At 54.1% G+C, this 14,869-nt stretch carries 19 protein-coding genes and 2 pseudogenes; 14 read left to right on the top strand and 7 right to left on the bottom strand.

Going from position 1 to position 14,869, the window contains the following annotated elements; all coding sequences use genetic code 11:
* Position 1: 1 nt before the first annotated feature.
* Complete coding sequence (locus tag GOV45_RS20750) at positions 2 to 1,063, bottom strand: TIM barrel protein (protein WP_254448074.1); 1,062 nt, start codon at positions 1,061 to 1,063, stop codon at positions 2 to 4.
* 131 nt (positions 1,064 to 1,194) lie between these two features.
* Here GOV45_RS20750 and GOV45_RS20745 point away from each other — a divergent pair, with 131 nt between their 5' ends.
* Positions 1,195 to 2,043: a sugar phosphate isomerase/epimerase family protein gene (locus GOV45_RS20745; protein ID WP_170481651.1), complete on the top strand. Its 849-nt coding sequence runs from the start codon at positions 1,195 to 1,197 to the stop codon at positions 2,041 to 2,043.
* Complete coding sequence (locus GOV45_RS20740; protein WP_170481648.1) at positions 2,040 to 2,780, top strand: SDR family NAD(P)-dependent oxidoreductase; 741 nt, start codon at positions 2,040 to 2,042, stop codon at positions 2,778 to 2,780. Before GOV45_RS20745 ends, GOV45_RS20740 begins: the two co-directional genes overlap by 4 nt.
* Positions 2,781 to 2,793: 13 nt before the next feature.
* Here the strand turns inward: GOV45_RS20740 and GOV45_RS20735 are convergent, their stop codons facing one another.
* Positions 2,794 to 3,636, bottom strand: coding sequence for an amidohydrolase family protein (locus GOV45_RS20735; RefSeq protein WP_170481646.1), 843 nt, complete (start codon positions 3,634 to 3,636; stop codon positions 2,794 to 2,796).
* 8 nt (positions 3,637 to 3,644) lie between these two features.
* Positions 3,645 to 4,667, bottom strand: a complete 1,023-nt coding sequence (locus GOV45_RS20730; protein ID WP_254448073.1) for an aldo/keto reductase — start codon at positions 4,665 to 4,667, stop codon at positions 3,645 to 3,647.
* 257 nt (positions 4,668 to 4,924) lie between these two features.
* On the opposite strand from GOV45_RS20730, the pseudogene GOV45_RS20725 reads away from it, so the two are divergent.
* Positions 4,925 to 5,368 (top strand): annotated as a pseudogene (locus GOV45_RS20725) (dihydroxyacetone kinase subunit DhaK); the annotation flags it as partial.
* Between the two features lie 57 nt (positions 5,369 to 5,425).
* Here GOV45_RS20725 and GOV45_RS20720 read toward each other — a convergent pair.
* Positions 5,426 to 6,133 (bottom strand): annotated as a pseudogene (locus tag GOV45_RS20720) (IS6 family transposase).
* A 197-nt stretch (positions 6,134 to 6,330) separates the two neighbouring features.
* Here GOV45_RS20720 and GOV45_RS20715 point away from each other — a divergent pair.
* Both GOV45_RS20715 and GOV45_RS20710 read left to right on the top strand, forming a co-directional pair.
* Positions 6,331 to 6,978, top strand: a complete 648-nt coding sequence (locus GOV45_RS20715) for a DUF5671 domain-containing protein (RefSeq protein ID WP_170481643.1) — start codon at positions 6,331 to 6,333, stop codon at positions 6,976 to 6,978.
* Positions 6,968 to 7,390 carry a hypothetical protein gene (locus GOV45_RS20710; RefSeq protein WP_170481640.1) on the top strand — a complete coding sequence of 141 codons (423 nt, stop codon included), beginning with the start codon at positions 6,968 to 6,970 and terminating at the stop codon, positions 7,388 to 7,390. The genes GOV45_RS20715 and GOV45_RS20710 overlap by 11 nt, the downstream gene beginning before the upstream one ends.
* A 427-nt stretch (positions 7,391 to 7,817) precedes the next feature.
* On the opposite strand, the gene GOV45_RS20705 is transcribed toward GOV45_RS20710, so the two are convergent.
* The 3 genes from GOV45_RS20705 to GOV45_RS20695 all read right to left on the bottom strand — a co-directional run bounded on the left by GOV45_RS20705 (position 7,818) and on the right by GOV45_RS20695 (position 9,698).
* Positions 7,818 to 8,354: a hypothetical protein gene (locus tag GOV45_RS20705; protein WP_170481637.1), complete on the bottom strand. Its 537-nt coding sequence runs from the start codon at positions 8,352 to 8,354 to the stop codon at positions 7,818 to 7,820.
* A complete protein-coding gene (locus GOV45_RS20700) occupies positions 8,338 to 9,108 on the bottom strand; it encodes a hypothetical protein (RefSeq protein ID WP_170481634.1) in 771 nt (256 codons plus the stop codon). The genes GOV45_RS20705 and GOV45_RS20700 overlap by 17 nt, the downstream gene beginning before the upstream one ends.
* Positions 9,109 to 9,182: 74 nt before the next feature.
* Positions 9,183 to 9,698, bottom strand: coding sequence for a DUF805 domain-containing protein (locus GOV45_RS20695; RefSeq protein ID WP_170481631.1), 516 nt, complete (start codon positions 9,696 to 9,698; stop codon positions 9,183 to 9,185).
* Positions 9,699 to 10,264: 566 nt separating this feature from the next.
* Here GOV45_RS20695 and GOV45_RS20690 point away from each other — a divergent pair.
* From GOV45_RS20690 to GOV45_RS20650, 9 genes are all read left to right on the top strand, one after another.
* Positions 10,265 to 10,564, top strand: coding sequence for a hypothetical protein (locus GOV45_RS20690; RefSeq protein WP_170481628.1), 300 nt, complete (start codon positions 10,265 to 10,267; stop codon positions 10,562 to 10,564).
* An 86-nt stretch (positions 10,565 to 10,650) separates the two neighbouring features.
* A complete protein-coding gene (locus tag GOV45_RS20685; protein ID WP_254448072.1) occupies positions 10,651 to 10,890 on the top strand; it encodes a hypothetical protein in 240 nt (79 codons plus the stop codon).
* Between the two features lie 38 nt (positions 10,891 to 10,928).
* Entirely contained in the window at positions 10,929 to 11,228 is a 300-nt protein-coding gene (locus GOV45_RS20680) for a hypothetical protein (protein ID WP_170481623.1), read from the top strand.
* A 55-nt stretch (positions 11,229 to 11,283) separates the two neighbouring features.
* Positions 11,284 to 11,898 carry a hypothetical protein gene (locus tag GOV45_RS20675; protein WP_170481620.1) on the top strand — a complete coding sequence of 205 codons (615 nt, stop codon included), beginning with the start codon at positions 11,284 to 11,286 and terminating at the stop codon, positions 11,896 to 11,898.
* Positions 11,899 to 11,952: 54 nt separating this feature from the next.
* Positions 11,953 to 12,258 (top strand): hypothetical protein, encoded by a 306-nt coding sequence (locus tag GOV45_RS20670; protein WP_170481617.1) that lies wholly within the window; start codon positions 11,953 to 11,955, stop codon positions 12,256 to 12,258.
* 55 nt (positions 12,259 to 12,313) lie between these two features.
* Entirely contained in the window at positions 12,314 to 12,475 is a 162-nt protein-coding gene (locus tag GOV45_RS20665) for a hypothetical protein (RefSeq protein WP_170481612.1), read from the top strand.
* A 120-nt stretch (positions 12,476 to 12,595) separates the two neighbouring features.
* Entirely contained in the window at positions 12,596 to 13,240 is a 645-nt protein-coding gene (locus GOV45_RS20660) for a hypothetical protein (protein WP_170481610.1), read from the top strand.
* A gap of 19 nt (positions 13,241 to 13,259) precedes the next feature.
* Positions 13,260 to 14,693 carry a hypothetical protein gene (locus GOV45_RS20655; RefSeq protein WP_170481607.1) on the top strand — a complete coding sequence of 478 codons (1,434 nt, stop codon included), beginning with the start codon at positions 13,260 to 13,262 and terminating at the stop codon, positions 14,691 to 14,693.
* Positions 14,683 to 14,869, top strand: a 187-nt coding sequence (locus GOV45_RS20650; protein ID WP_217362466.1) for a hypothetical protein, incomplete at its 3' end; no start/stop codon positions are given. The genes GOV45_RS20655 and GOV45_RS20650, both read left to right, overlap by 11 nt.

Here is a 14,869-nt window from a genome sequence, read left to right as displayed (position 1 = left end):
CTCATTCACTCCACCCATGGGCGTCTCGCACCTTGATCATGGTGGCGAGGATATCGTTCCAGGTCTGCTGATCCTCCAGCACTGCGTTGGGGAACATGCAGCCGTCCCAGCAGATATGCCGCATCGCTTTCGTGGGCGTTCCGTCCGCATTGTTTAGCCAGAAGCCGGAATGCTTGACCACATCGAGCTTCCCGTTCGGATCGGTTGCCATGCAATGCCGGCCGGTCTTGTCGTGGCTGCCGCTTCCATGAACCGTGCCGTCATTTTGCGCGACGTGGAAATCGATGGTCCAAGGGCGAAGCGCGTCGGTTATTGTACCGAGCGCATCGTCAAGGGCCGCTTGGTCGTCAAGTTGGTCGGCGGAAATCAGTGCGTGCTCAGGCGCGTTGTATCCCATAGCGTAAAGCATGGTGTGGGCCAGATCCGCTTGGAAGCCTAGAACTTCCGGTCGATCCACTGCTTCGAACAACTCCACCATGTGCTTCCAGGAATGCATACCACCCCAGCAAATCTCGCCTTCGGCGGCCAGCCGTTCGCCGTGATCTGCGGCAATGTCGCAGGCCTGGCGGAACGTCTCTGCCATCTTGGCGGTATTGCCCGCCGGGTCCTCGGCCCATTCGCTGACACCGGTCGCCGTGTCGATACGCACAACACCGCCTTGCCGCACACCTAGGTCGCGGAGCCGCCCCATGATCTTGCAGGCTTTCTCGACGGCTGCCAGAAATGCGGTGCGCCCCTCACCCTCGTCCATAGCAGAGCCGCCGCCAACGGGCGGCCAGACCGGCGCGACCGCGGACCCGATCGAGAGCCCGCGACCGCCCACATTGTCAGCCAGCGCCTTGATCCCGTCATCGTCGACATCGATCGATGTATGCGGGTCAGCCAAAAACAGATCCACGCCATCAAATTTGATGCCGTCAACCTCGGCAGCCGCAGTCATATCCAGCATCTTGTCGAGCGCAATCGGAGGCTCTTCTTCGCCCTTGCCGACAAGCCCCGGCCACATCGCATTGTGTAGTTTTGGGAAAGCGTTCCCGTCCATTGCATCCTCCCGCTGTTGCATTATTTTAACGTCATGCTTTCGGGTTGAGGCTGCAAAAGCAATCTTTTTTTGACGTACGCCCCTCAGATCTTACTTTCACGATGTTCAATCGAGGTCTATGCTGCTCTCCATCGGCAACGGGGGACACTCTTATGAAAATCGGATTCTGCATGCTCCTTTGGACGACCTCCCTGGGGGAAGAACACAAGAGTCTCCTGGAGGATATAAAGGCGACTGGCTACGACGGTGTCGAGGTTCCGATCTTTGCCGGGACGCCGGATGATTATGCCAGAACCGGCGCGATGCTGGATGCCCTGGACCTCGGCCGGACTGCAATCTCGGTCATTCCCACGCCGGACATGAATATCCTCAGCGAGGATGCGGCCGACCGCAAACGCGGCGAGGATTATCTGAAATGGCTGGTCGATTGCGCAGCGGCTCTTGGGGCGGAAGGTATCGGAGGTCCCTTGCACCAGACACTCGGACACTTCTCTGGTGAAGGCCCCAGCGAAGCGGAATTCGAGCGCGCACGGGAAGTACACCGTATTGTCGGTGATCACGCGGCAGCCAATGGGCAAGTGATCGCTCTTGAAGCGGTGAACCGGTTTGAAACCTACTTCGCCAACACGATGGGTGATCTTTGCGCCTACACACGCAGCCTCAATCATCCGGCCATCAAGACAATGTACGACACGTTCCACGCAAACCTTGAGGAGCAGGACCCGGTGGATGCCTTCGCCCGCAATGCCGGGGACGTTGTGCATATCCACATCTCCGAAAATGATCGCGGCGTGCCGGGGCGCGGCCATGTTCCTTGGGCTGAGACATTCAAGGCCATCAAAGCCAGTGGCTATGACCGCTGGCTTACGATTGAGGCCTTTGGACGGGGACTGCCCGAGTTGGCCGCAGCCACACGGGTCTGGCGGGATTTTGCGGAATCGCCAGAAGCCTATTATCGCGACGGATATGATTGCATTCGAAACGGATGGGACGCGGCATGAGTAACTTCGATGGACATACGGCAATCGTTACTGGCGGTGCTCAGGGAATCGGAGGGGCAGTCGCAACCGAGTTGCGGAGCCGTGGCGCACGCCTCGTGATATGGGACACGGATATTGCGCTGGCAGAGGAAAAAGCCAGGGAACTTAGCGGCGACACTCTAGCCATCAAGGTGGACATCAGCGATTGGGACAGTGTTGGCGCGGCCTGCGCGAGGACGTTGGAGGCAACAGGGCGAATCGATGTTGTTGTCAATTCTGCGGGCGTCGCCGGACCGAACGCAACTGTCGAGAACTACCCTGTCGACGTTTTCGCCGACATAATGCGGATCAACATGTTGGGCACTTTCCATGTTAACAAGGCCGTGGTTCCAACAATGCGCGCGCAAAACTATGGAAGGATCGTGAATATCGCGTCGGTGGCCGGCAAGGAAGGCAATCCCAACGCCAGCGCTTACTCTGCGTCGAAGGCTGCCGTGATCGGCTTTACCAAATCGCTGGGAAAAGAGCTGGCCGACATGGACATTGCCGTGAACTGTGTCACACCCGCCGCCGCCCGCACCCGCATCTTCGATCAGATGAAACAGGAACACATCGACTACATGCTCTCGAAGATCCCCCGTGGGCGCTTTCTCGAAGTCGATGAAGCCGCTGCAATGATTGTCTGGCTCTGCTCGAAAGAGAACTCATTCACGACATCAGGTGTTTTCGATCTGTCAGGGGGACGGGCAACCTATTGATCGGACCTCGGTCTCAGATGTCCAGGCGATAGAATGCGACGGCGGTTTCACCGAACACCTTCGCTTTATCCGCCACGGACAAATGCGCGGTGAGGGCCTGTGCCGCAGTGTGCCACGCATCGTATTCACCGCGCAACCTACAGACTGGCCAGTCAGACCCCCACATGACGCGATTGAGCCCAAAGGCTTGTAAAACGTGGTCTGTATAAGGGCGCAAGGTATCCACCGACCAGTCTTCGCTGGCCTCCGTAATGATCCCTGAGAGCTTGCAGAACGCGCCGGTTTCCACAGCGATGCGCGTCATCCGCTCAGCCCAATGCGCAAAGCGCGCCTCGGTGTGCGCGCCGATCTGGGGCTTCATGCAATGGTCCACGACCACCCGCATCTTGGGATAGCGGGAAAAGACCGTCAGGAAATTGTCGAGGTGATGCGGAAAGCCCAAAGCATCGAAGGCAAGGTCCAGATCAGTCACCGCATCATAGGCCCATTGCACATCGTCCCGAAGCATCCAGTCGACATTGGGTATGTCCTGGATCATCGGCCGCACGCCCTTGAACTTGGGGTGTCGTGCAAGCCGCTCAAGCTGCGCCCGGTGGTCCTTGTTCTCGAAATCTATCCAACCCACGACACCGGCGACACTGGGCGTCGCGTCGGCGATCCCGAGCATGTACTCGGTCTCCTCGATGCTTTCTGCGGCCTGGACGAGCACGGTGTGGTCAATACCGACCGCTTCGCGAGAATGCTGCAAATCCCCGGGGCCGTAGACCCGGGTCAGGATCGGGTGATCCGGCGGCATCCAACTGTAATCCCCTCGCGCGGGGTTCCAGTAGTGTTGGTGTGCATCGACAAGGGGCATGGCAGGTCTCACGGGGTTGGCGCATTTGTCAGCAATAGGCCGTCCGACATCAGGTCGGCCCAAAGTGCGGTCGGCATGACTGCGTTGGCGGGTTCAAGGTTCGAGGTCATCTTGGTCAGTGCCTTCCTGCCCGGGATCTCCGAAAAAACGGCGGGTGGCACGCCGGAAACTGAAACGCAACGTTGACGAGGCGCACACCATGGTGCTGACACACCGGGTCGATCCAGTGCACCGGGTCGAGGATCTAGGCCGGCTCGGGATCGTGATTGTAATGCGCCCCCTTCGCGCGGACCGGTCGCCAAATGCCCGAGTTGAAGGGGCGGCTGATGACAATCCCGACGCCGCGTTCTACACATTTGGGAAGGAAGGGCGTCAACGCCTCTTGCTCGAGCAGGGTGTAACGCCCGGCAAGAAGGATGATGTCCCGGTCGCCATGATCGACCAGCCATTCGGCAGGTCACCATTCCTTCAGTCCGTGCCTCAAACCCGGCAGTGACCCACTGCTCTCTCAACTCCACGAGAGCCTTGTGGCCGCCACCAAGAACGGCGCGAAGGTGTTGTTCCATGGAATCCTGCAATCCGTCGGTATAGGTGTCGATATCGTGGCCATAGAGAATGGCAATCCGATCCAGCCCCATCCGCTCAAGCGAGGTCTCAACCGAACGCATCACACCGTCATAACTGTAGACGTAGAACTCGCGGCGGCAGGGTCCGTCGAACCACTTTCGGATTCCGGCCCGGTCTTCCACGCCGCACTCGTCCAGAAGTTGCCCCACCTTGGTCGAGACGACTATTACATCGCGCGGCTTGCCGCGGAAAAAGCCTTTCAAGCGGTTCTCCGTCAGACTCAGACAGTAAAGCGGCGCAATGTCGAAATAGCGAAAACCTTTCTCCCCGGCCAATTCCAAGATGCTCCGGGCGTCCTGTACGTCGACGGGCCGATAGAGATTGGCCATGGGTGCTGTTCCAAAGCCAATCTCCGTCAAAGTGACACCGCAGTCGCCAATGCGATCGAAATGGCGCGTTTTCAAAGTTGGCCTCCCTGCCCGAGTGACCGATCCCTTGCGATGCATTGGCTGGTATCGGACTGCAATACGTCGAACATTCCGTTAATCCCGCAGTATGCGGGGCTTTGGACATTATGCAAGCGTCCGCTCGGCACTGGGCAGCCATAAACATCTGGACTTGAGGTGCGTACCTCAAGTACTCGAACTTAATCGCTATTCATCCTATCAGAGGTGGGCAGTTTGCGCACTGCCAGCACATCGGCAGCTTGGGGGAGTACAGTATGGCACAATTCGTCAACGCCAAGGACGACATGGTAAAGGAAGCCATCGATGGGCTGCTTGCATGTTCGGGTGGGGCCCTGGCGCGGCTCGATGGTTATCCGCATATTAAGGTCGTTCACCGCACCGATTGGGATCGCTCCAAGGTGGCCCTGATCTCGGGCGGTGGCTCAGGCCATGAACCGGCCCACGCCGGTTTTGTCGGCCCCGGAATGCTAACCGCTGCGGTGTGTGGCGAGGTCTTCGCCTCGCCCTCGGTCGAAGCCGTGCTGGCGGGCATTCTCGCGGTCACCGGCGACGCGGGCTGTTTGCTAATAGTCAAGAACTACACCGGCGATCGTCTGAACTTCGGCCTGGCCGCAGAGCGCGCCCGTTCGCTTGGCCACCAGGTCGAGATGGTGGTCGTGGACGATGACGTGGCCCTCCCTGACCTGCCGCAACCTCGCAGCGGGTGCTGTCAGACGAATTCGAACTCGTCTCTGTTAGGCCAGTGACGCTGTCCTTTATCCCGCGCCAAGTTCGCGCCACTCGGCAAGAGCAGCGGTACGTGTCAGCTTGAAGGTGTCTCTGCTGGCGAGTGATCTTTCCTGGTTGAAATGGTTATAGACGGAGGAATGAACGGCGGCGAATTTTTGTAAACTTCGCATGCGCCGGAAACGTTGCATTGCGCGTTCTCGTCGTCGGAATGGCAGGTGCTAATTCTCGACACGGTTGTTAAGCCACCTTCCAGTTCGTTGTTTTTCGAGCGTACCCAATTCTCTGAGCGCTGCCTTGTAGGAAGCGAAACGATCCGTTACGATCTCTTCCGCACAACCATGGCGCTTCATCAATTTCTTGAGGAATTTCAGTGCTGCAGCTTTGTTTCGTCGTTTCGTGACGACAGCTTCGAGCACCTCACCTTCGTGATCGACCGCGCGCCAAAGATAGTGTCTCTTGCCGTTCACCTTCACGAAAACCTCATCCACGTGCCACTTCCATTTCGAGAATGCGCGAAGCTGCTGAACCCGCTTTCTTCGGATCTCCGCAGCAAACACCGGGCCGAACCTATTCCACCAATAACGGACAGTTTCATGGCTTACATCCATGCCTCGCTCGTGTAGCAGGTCTTAGACATTTCGAAGTGAAAGCGGAAACCGAATATACAGCATCACCGCCAGGCGAATGATCTCAGGGCTGGTTTTAAAGTATTTGAACGAGACAGGTTTGGTCATTGCCAGAAGCTATGTGACCGCCCTGCCCCGCTCAAGCAAAGTTATTCTGACAAGACCTCGAAGGTGTCCATTGTTCACAAGTTCGCGGATCAGCCTTGCGAAGCGCGCACTCGCCAGTTCACAACTATTGATCCAAATCAACGACTTCTTGAAAAACAGGCAATAATCATCACGCAAGTAAGCGTGTGGTGAACACAATGAAGAAGTCAGACCAGTTAGCAGAATTCGTTCGAGACTCGCTTCGTTTAGGCAAAGACCGCAAGCAAATTGCTGGAGCTTTAAAAACGGCAGGTTGGGCTACAAATGAGGTTGACGAGGCGCTGAATGCTTGGGCAGACGACGAATTTGAGGTACCCATTCCACGCCCGCGCCCTTCTGTATCAGCAAAAGAGGCTTTCATTTACGGCCTGATGTTTACAGCATTGGCTATGGCAGCCTGGCACCTGGCTAGCCTATCATTTCACTTGATTGACCGTTGGTTTCCCGACCCACTGGAAGCCATTAACGAGCATTTGGTAGGCTACCGTGTTCAAAGGATGCGTTGGTCAGTAGCCGCCCTGATCGTATTTGGTCCGCTCTTCTATTTTTTGAATCTAAAGATAACTCGGGCTACAGATAACGACCCCGGGAAAAGACGCTCGGCTGTTCGAAAATGGTTTGGCTATATTACGCTTTTCCTAGCAGCCATTTCCCTTCTTGGAGACGCCCTTTGGATAATCTACTCATTTTTGAATGGCGACTTAGGTATCCGGTTAATATCGAAGGGGCTTGTTGTATTGATGATAGCAGGTGTCATTTTCCTGTACTTTCGGAATGAAACTGGAGCTGACGAAAATGCAGCGTAGTCAAGTCGCTCCAATAATACTTGGAGCGTTAATACTAACTGCAATTGTGCTTGGTCTAGCAGTGACCGGCGGACCGGAAGCCGGCCGTCTCGAAAAGCAAGACAGGGTAAGAGCTGAAGATATTACCAGGATCGCGCGTAGCTACGTACCTTGCCTTGCTGGCGAAGCTGATCAAACTTTGCCTGACAGCCTTGCCGAAGACGAAACCTGCTCTGAGGGTCTCAATACAATCCGTTTGATCGATCCATTTACGGATTTACCCTACCATTATGAAAAAATTAGCGACAATCGATACCGCGTTTGTGCATCCTTCAGTCGCGCCGAATTGGTAGCTCCCGACACGTATGGTGGTCTTGAGTTTGATGCAAAAACAGGATGCCTGACCAAATCCTACTCTAGCTCATTGAACTGACAACGAGGTCTAACGAGGTCTTATGCAAACACTGTCGGCTTTGGGCTCGTAGCGGTAATCTGAGTCTTTATGTCAGATGACTGCTTAGGGGCTTTGAGCGGACATTCACCCCCGAAAACTCTGAGTTTCGAACAGGAACGACCGCTTTCACCAAAAGCGGTCGCTCTCCCAAATCTTGGCTACGACCGGCTTGCGGACTTTGCAGTCATTTGCATTTTACTCCAGAGGACCGCTGTCAGTCAAAAGCGGACGTTCGTAACAAGACGTTGCAATTTCCGAGACCGGATCTAGGTGCGCTCATAACGCTGCGTTTCTGACATTGATTTCATAAAAGAAAAGCTTGGAAGTTTGCCCACAGGTTTGCATGCCACTGAGGAACCATCGAACATACAGGCTCTCAGGCTTATCTGCGGTGCCCAATTACAGTTTACTCCCAATCACCAGCAGACGAGCGCCACGTCTTTGCTTCCGCATCCCAAACACTGGCTGTTGCGCAAAGCGTCGGGTTTATTCCGTCACAATTAGTTCCGTGGACATCTGCAAGGACAATGCGTTGACGCCCGAATTCGACGACCGTCCAGCCTCGATTGAGCAAGGAGTGAACTTCCTCTTCAATCAAGAAGTGCGATATGCATCCGCCAGTTCCGCAATAAAGAGATGCGGCGCTCGAACACGCGAAACCAGATTCATTCAGAACCCAGTCGGGTTGTAGATCTCCGTCGAGATCGACCCTCTCAACCGCACCCCAATCTAAGTCAAACTGACCGTCGTTGAACTCTGCGCAGGCCTGTGCTGCCAGATCAACCTTAGCCCGCAAACTGGTTGGAAGTTGCGAAACATCAGCCGCGACAGCTGGTGAGGTCCAAACTAGGCTCGAAACCAGCACAATCCCGAAAACCAACCCTTTCAACAGGCGCACTCTTTGGGAAGCCGGTTGGAGGGTGGCATCAATTGCACTGATCATATCTGTAGTCCCCGTATTCCAGCCAGTTTGACGAGCCATCGCTAAAAATCAGAAACTCGGACCTGTCTTCCCCAAGGAGGGCGACGACAAATCCGGCCGGCGGCTCAGAGTTTCCGAAGTAACTGTAGGCCGTCATGGCTCTAATCGACTCGCCGTTGACCGTTACTCGTGCGTCCCACTCTCCCTCCGGGCTGTCCAAAATTACGGGTTCGATCACGCGTTTTATAGCCCCGCCACCACAATAAACGATACCTTCGGGTGCTTCGTATGAGGCCTCCTGGCTAGTATCTGAACCGCATGCAGAAAGAAGGGACCGAATTGCCGCGCTTGAACCTTTCAAGTCAAAGATTCCGTAGCTGACCTCTTGATCAATCATCGACAGATTAACCGATGCATTGGCCGCAAGCTGGTCCAGTACAAAACTATAGTCCTCTTGATTATTGAAACTGACCTCGACGGGATAATTGTCGACGATCTGCACGGCAGCGTTTTCCGCGCCAACCTGAAATGCCCCAACTTCGGTGGTGCCGTTCTTCAAAAAACGAATGGAAAGCCCTTGCTTCTGAACAATGTCCTGGCTGTCCTCGTATCCAGCCGGAGCAAAACGGATACGGTTGCACTGAAGTTCTAGGGTCATGTTTCCGGTTTGAATAAAAGCATTGGGATTAGGCCCAGAGTTGAACGACCACTCCGCTGATGCTGTGGTCGCCATAACCATCATCAGCGTTCCAATGGAAATCGTTTTGAAACTCATTTTCTCTCTCCATGGTGTTGTAGTTCGCACTGTCATTCAGCCAGAGATTCCGGCCCGTTACCCAGACAACAAGGCTAGGAAACAGGTGCGCCGTATTCGTTTGCGCCTTCTTGCGAAGGTCGTGTCAGCCACCAGATCATCAGGATGGACAGAACCAATTGAAGAATTGAGACAACGACAATACCGGTCACGCCCAGAACTGCCGCGGGTCCTCGCAATGTATCGGGGTCTTCGGCCCCTTGCTCCAATACCGAGAAGAACGCTACGCCGCCCAGCATAACAAAAAGCGTTGTAATGCTGAGCGCCATCGGCAGCAGCAAGTACCAGCCAGGTCGCCCTGTATCATGCAACCTCCGCCAACCGGCGGCCAGCATTGGTATGAGAACGGCCAGTTGGAAAACAGAGGACAGAACCCGAGATCCTTGCCCTGTTTCGGGGTTGGTCCCGAATACGATTGTATCCACCACAGCTAAAGCAGCACTCACGAGAACCACAAACAAGAAGAACCACCAGTATTCTGAGCGCATAGCCCGACCGGAGAACTGGAAGTATTTCGAGAAACACGTTTTAACTGCCTCACCAAATCCCATATTTCACTCCATTCTTACTTTCTTTGCGGCCTCAAACGCTTCGCCGCTCAGGAGAACGCACTCGCCCCTACGGATGCTCCCACTTACCTTTTTGTTTGAAAGCAGAAGCCTATCGCACGAGAGCGTAAAGAATTTTACGCGCGAAAAAAATATTGATTTATGAAAAATTAGATTCAAACATGCGAATTCGACATAACTTTATTTACCTCCGTTGTTGTCGCTGTCGCCCGATTTGTCGGGCCCTTCAGACTGCTGGAGTGAGTGCTGGCGGTCGGAAGTCACTTTACAACAATTGAGCGTTGGGAGGACGCGATGCTTATACTTAGTGTACTCTGCCTCCCTCCAGAATTCGCTCGAGCTTCTGCCATTGTCGTCATTCAGCCTTCACACGTTGTCGGCGGTCTCGGTTGTCAAAGTAATATCGCTCCGCCCGCCACCCCCCCGCGACAAGTTGTTGGGAAGGGAAGTTACTGGGCCGAAGTATGTTTCATAGCCTGCTCTGACGCGAGAACTTCCAACAAGCCATCCAATTTCACTAATTTCAACGGAACCAGAGGGAGAAGAAAATGTCTAAAAAGATGGTGATGACTGCGGGCGCAACTTGTTTCGCACTGCTTGCGGCCTGTGACGATACGAGTACATCCAGTGCGTCCGCCGAACTCACACCCGCTCAGCAGGCGTGTTTGCGAGATGTAGCCAGCACAACGAACAATTCGCAAGTCGTGGTGCTCTCATCCGCGTTTAGCGAGGCGGGGACACAGGTCACCGTAGGCGTTGGCGAGGATCGTGCTCCTTGGAATTGCATTGCTTACAGTGATGGCACGACAGCTGGTATCGAGTTCCTGGGCGACGAAGGCGCATTGTGACCAGTTTGGTGCGTAGCTGAGCACGGCTGTGCAGCACTGGCTCGCTCTTTGGAAAGCTCGACTTGGTTTGTAGAATAGCCACCATCTTGTTCGCTATCCTGTACCTGTTGGCGTTGATTGCATTCTTGACGGGCACATTTGGCTGGTTGGGACAGGAAAGAGACCCTTTGTCCGGGGTGTTCCTTCTGCCGTTGGGACTACCTTGGATACTTGTAGCGGACTTGATCTCGGAGTCGGCCAAACCGTGGTTCGCGGCGCTTGCACCGATGCTCAACCTGTTGGCGCTGGTCTTGATTTGCAGATGGTTACGCGGTTTGCGCCAGTAGTGAAGGCTGAACTCTTTCTCACCAAAAGGGAGGAAAACATGGGAAAAGTGATCTTGGGTATTGTGATCGGGCTCGTCCTCGGCGTGGTTGGGGCGATGACCTTGGGTGGCGGGGCCGCGGTGGGTGTCGGCGTTGCGACAGGCTTGTCCGCCGGTGTCTGCACCACATTGAAAGGAGCACAAGCAGAGAACCTGATCACCGCCGAGCAAGCGGATCAGATCCTCAATCGCGTTAATTCCGAGATGGCGTCACTGCAAGGAATTGAAACAACAGATGAGATCGTCGGCAGCGCACAGGCATGCGATGAATTTCTGTCAAAGTTACGAGAAGCGAAGTGAGGTTCCGCTTTTTAAGGAACAAATCTGTAAGGACAAGCCAACAGGGAACCATCTGATGAAACTCGTTTTACTCAAGCTCCTCACACCCATGTTCGCAATCGCGAGCACAGCTGCTTTTGCAATGTCAGAAGCCGATGACGCGTGTATCGACCAATTACGGCAGGTTGGAGGACCAGACGGTCAATCAGGAACGATTGAAAGCTCAGAGTTCTCAGAAGCGGGTACGCTCGTCATGTTACGTGACGCAGGCGGAACACTTTGGCGCTGCATCGCGTACAAGGATGGCAGCATTGGAGAGATGTCGGTTGTCGAGGCGATGGATGATGGCGGTGGCGCCATGGCAGGTGCCGCCGGTACTACTGGTAGCCAGCGTGTCAAATTTGATGCCGGCTCCACTGGCGCCGAACTTGTCGGCCAACTCGCGCCCGGAGCGTCGCAGCAATACCTTCTCGGTGCAAAGAACGAACAGTTTCTTTACGTCCGCGTTGCTCCGCGAAATGGCTCCTTGGACTACGTTATTCGCAACCCCGATGGTTCTGAACTGTTGGGGTTGATGTCGGCGGACAAGGAGTATCGAGGACAGCTTTGGCAATCTGGTGATCATGTTGTGGAGGTTATCAATCGCAGCAACTCTTCAGTCGACTACAACGTCATTTTCGGAATTGAATAGGTGATCAATCAGAAACCCTTGAACGCTAGTCCAAAAAAAGCGAGGGAAAAACAGATGAAACCCAAGGTCCTATTGGTGATCGGCACAGCGTGTATTACTGCGCTTGCAGCATGCGACGACAGTGGTGGATCAGTGGATTCAAGTGCACCAACTGTGGGCAGCTCTAGCGATCTTTCGTCATTTGAAGGGGCAAGAGCGGGCCAAGCTGAAATGGGCATCCAGAGTCTCGGATTTGAACTCGTCCGCAGCGAAGGGCTGACCTCGTACTGGTTTAACAAGGATACTGGTGCATGTGCTCGGATCACGACGTCTGAGGGAAGGTACTCAGATGTAACTATGCTGCCATCAGGTGACTGCTGACACATTTTTCATAAATCAAACATCTGCAAAAGGGAGCTTTAGTTTGCATTTCGACTTGGCACATGCGGCGGTCACCATCGTCGCTCTAATTGTAACAAACCTGGCATTGAAGTCGGCCGGCGTGATCAACGAAGAAAACAAACACCAATTGAACTGGAAAGTTTTTCTGGCCTACTTCGTGGTCGTCTTTATCATCAACCTGGTGTGGCCGATTTAAAGCTTCAGGTCGGAAAGTCTATCTCGCACTTGATACGGCTGCTGAGAATGAGCCGCTCCAATAGATTACAAAGTGGGAAGAGTTTGAGCATAACAGGCTGAAAAATAGAAAGGAGCTGGCATGCGGTTTTTGACGTCCCTCATATTCATTGGTGTTCTGGCAACCGCGGCGAATTCTGACGTGACCAGTCGAAACGGTGGCCCAAGCAACAGTCAAATGCTTTCAAAGGGTGGCGACGGAGGTGTTGATGGCGTCGCTTTCTTTCGCCCGGTCTTGAGCGGAGTTTTGTATCGCTCTGGCTTCAAAGGCGGTGACAAGGATCGAACGGGTCTGAGTAAAGTTCAGCGCGAAACCCTGTGCGATGAGGGGTTTTCAACCGGGTTTTATGCGGACTTCGGCAAAAACACTCAATACGGTCGCACCAGTTGCGGAAACGGATCCTTTGATTATCAAGGCGCCAGATCCTCCCGACCCAGTGCTGTCATGGCGTCCATACACGAGGTGATTGAAAACCCTGGAAAAGGCCCTGTTCTGGTGCACTGCATGTGGGGCGTTCATTCCTCAGGGGCATTGTCGGCAATGGCGCTCGTTCAGTTTTGCGGTTGGACGGAAGACAGGGCCAAGGCATATTGGAATGATGCCCGAAACGGGGCCCCGTGTTCAGGCGGGTGTGACCAGTGGATTGACTCAAAATTCGCCAACTTCAGTGTCGACCCCAATTTGAAGATTTCCGCCGAACAACAGGCAGCGATTTGCCCCAAATGATATCGGGAGGACTATCCAAATGAAGTTCATTCTTCTGTGGTCACTTGCTTTCATTGCACCCACCGTCGTGTGGGCGAACGACGATGTTCTAGGTGAAGCCACGACATTTGAGAGTCCCAACGGCGCTACTGAACGCTGTATTCGGATCGAAAAAGTTCCAACGGGCGAGTATAAGAAAAGCGATCTTGAGGAAGAAACCGCGTATTGCGAGATCGATTTCTATGCCTCCGAAATTGCTATTTGCCCAAAAACCTGGAGCACCAGCCCAGGTATGGCCGTGTACGATATTTCGGAAGGGCCCTACGCGGGGAACCGTTCTGAGTTCGAGAGAAACGCTTGCAAAGAGGGGAAGGCGGCGAAAGATCTGGCCAAGGACAGGGTAGCCAAATTCAAATCCACCATGAACCAAAAGGGCACCAGTGGAACATTTTCCACCTCGTCGCTGCTTTACTATCATTTTTCTAGGTACTTCGACACGACTGTCAAAGTTCCAGTCGCCGTTTGGCGCAGCATGGACGCCCAGACGCATTTTTCCGAGGTCGCAGAGCCTGGCCTTGCGATTTCTGGCGGCTCTCATGGCGGGCGCATGAACCATGAAGGCTGGCGGGTCTTCGCAGCTGCGGATGCCGACCCAAACTCATACCAACCAACCGATGATCTGTTCACCTCGGATCGAACGCAAATATACGGTGTACTGCTTGATAGTCCTGGGCATCGATACGGCTCGGAAATCAACGGCACCCGCAAGTCTGGTTGGGGGAAAGGCCAAAACCGTGATTTCCAGGAAACGCCTGCTTTCTTGGCTTTGCGTTCCTCAAAATCCCTGCCAGAGGCTATTGAAGAGGGCGTTAAAGAAGGCCGAAAGGACCGGCAGATCAACAAGGATCTCGGTCCTGATGTCAGTGATCAACAGATGACATTTTGGATGCAAGAAATTACGGAGATTGTTCTCCTCGATTTCATCTTTAGCCAGCAGGACCGCGTGGGAAACATAGACTTCACACCCTATTGGTATTGGGTCGAAGACGGAAAACTGAAGCATAAGAAAGCCAAGCACCATGAGCCAAACGATGGAGATATTCCCGCCGACGCATTATTGATCCGCCGCAGCAATCTAAACGACAACGATGCTGGAGGGCGGGTCGAGTATGCCAACTTCGCGAAATCCACTCAAATGCTGGAGAAAATGCGGCACTTCTCTCCAAGCACGTACCAGCGCTTGGTTGCGTTGAATAGTGACCTTCAAACACAAGGTGCTATTTATGACTGGTTGTCGCAGAGCCTTGGGTTGTCAGATAGGCAGATTGCCCAAGTTGTGAAAAACACCGCGTTGGCAACGTCCATCCTACAGAACAATTGTTCTAGTGGTGATTTGATGTTCGACTTGAACCCTGTCGCATTCTTTTTGCGAAACGACACCGAGGTGGCGGCATTAGACTGTAATGACCCGTAACCGTTCTGCCCTTATTGCGGCGTTCATTTGGACCGCTCTGTTCGCCTGTAAAGCGGCGGCGTTGGATGTCATCGTCATATCGGATCTGAATGGCAGCTACGGTTCGGTGGTGTATTCTCCTCGCGTCGGCAAGGCGATTAAGCGGATAATCGAGATTGATCCCGATCTGGTGATTT

The organism is Ruegeria arenilitoris (genome assembly GCF_013035425.1).
GTDB lineage: Bacteria > Pseudomonadota > Alphaproteobacteria > Rhodobacterales > Rhodobacteraceae > Ruegeria > Ruegeria arenilitoris_A.
Note: the sequence above shows the minus strand (reverse complement) of the source record. Positions and strands in the feature narration are given on the sequence as shown.

Coding starts and splice junctions, on each gene's coding strand:
- GOV45_RS20750 (WP_254448074.1), bottom strand. CDS start 1,063: ATGCAACAGCGGGAGGATGCAATGGACGGGAACGCTTTCCCAAAACTA.
- GOV45_RS20745 (WP_170481651.1), top strand. CDS start 1,195: ATGAAAATCGGATTCTGCATGCTCCTTTGGACGACCTCCCTGGGGGAA.
- GOV45_RS20740 (WP_170481648.1), top strand. CDS start 2,040: ATGAGTAACTTCGATGGACATACGGCAATCGTTACTGGCGGTGCTCAG.
- GOV45_RS20735 (WP_170481646.1), bottom strand. CDS start 3,636: ATGCCCCTTGTCGATGCACACCAACACTACTGGAACCCCGCGCGAGGG.
- GOV45_RS20715 (WP_170481643.1), top strand. CDS start 6,331: ATGAAGAAGTCAGACCAGTTAGCAGAATTCGTTCGAGACTCGCTTCGT.
- GOV45_RS20710 (WP_170481640.1), top strand. CDS start 6,968: ATGCAGCGTAGTCAAGTCGCTCCAATAATACTTGGAGCGTTAATACTA.
- GOV45_RS20705 (WP_170481637.1), bottom strand. CDS start 8,354: ATGATCAGTGCAATTGATGCCACCCTCCAACCGGCTTCCCAAAGAGTG.
- GOV45_RS20700 (WP_170481634.1), bottom strand. CDS start 9,108: ATGAGTTTCAAAACGATTTCCATTGGAACGCTGATGATGGTTATGGCG.
- GOV45_RS20695 (WP_170481631.1), bottom strand. CDS start 9,698: ATGGGATTTGGTGAGGCAGTTAAAACGTGTTTCTCGAAATACTTCCAG.
- GOV45_RS20690 (WP_170481628.1), top strand. CDS start 10,265: ATGTCTAAAAAGATGGTGATGACTGCGGGCGCAACTTGTTTCGCACTG.
- GOV45_RS20680 (WP_170481623.1), top strand. CDS start 10,929: ATGGGAAAAGTGATCTTGGGTATTGTGATCGGGCTCGTCCTCGGCGTG.
- GOV45_RS20675 (WP_170481620.1), top strand. CDS start 11,284: ATGAAACTCGTTTTACTCAAGCTCCTCACACCCATGTTCGCAATCGCG.
- GOV45_RS20670 (WP_170481617.1), top strand. CDS start 11,953: ATGAAACCCAAGGTCCTATTGGTGATCGGCACAGCGTGTATTACTGCG.
- GOV45_RS20660 (WP_170481610.1), top strand. CDS start 12,596: ATGCGGTTTTTGACGTCCCTCATATTCATTGGTGTTCTGGCAACCGCG.
- GOV45_RS20655 (WP_170481607.1), top strand. CDS start 13,260: ATGAAGTTCATTCTTCTGTGGTCACTTGCTTTCATTGCACCCACCGTC.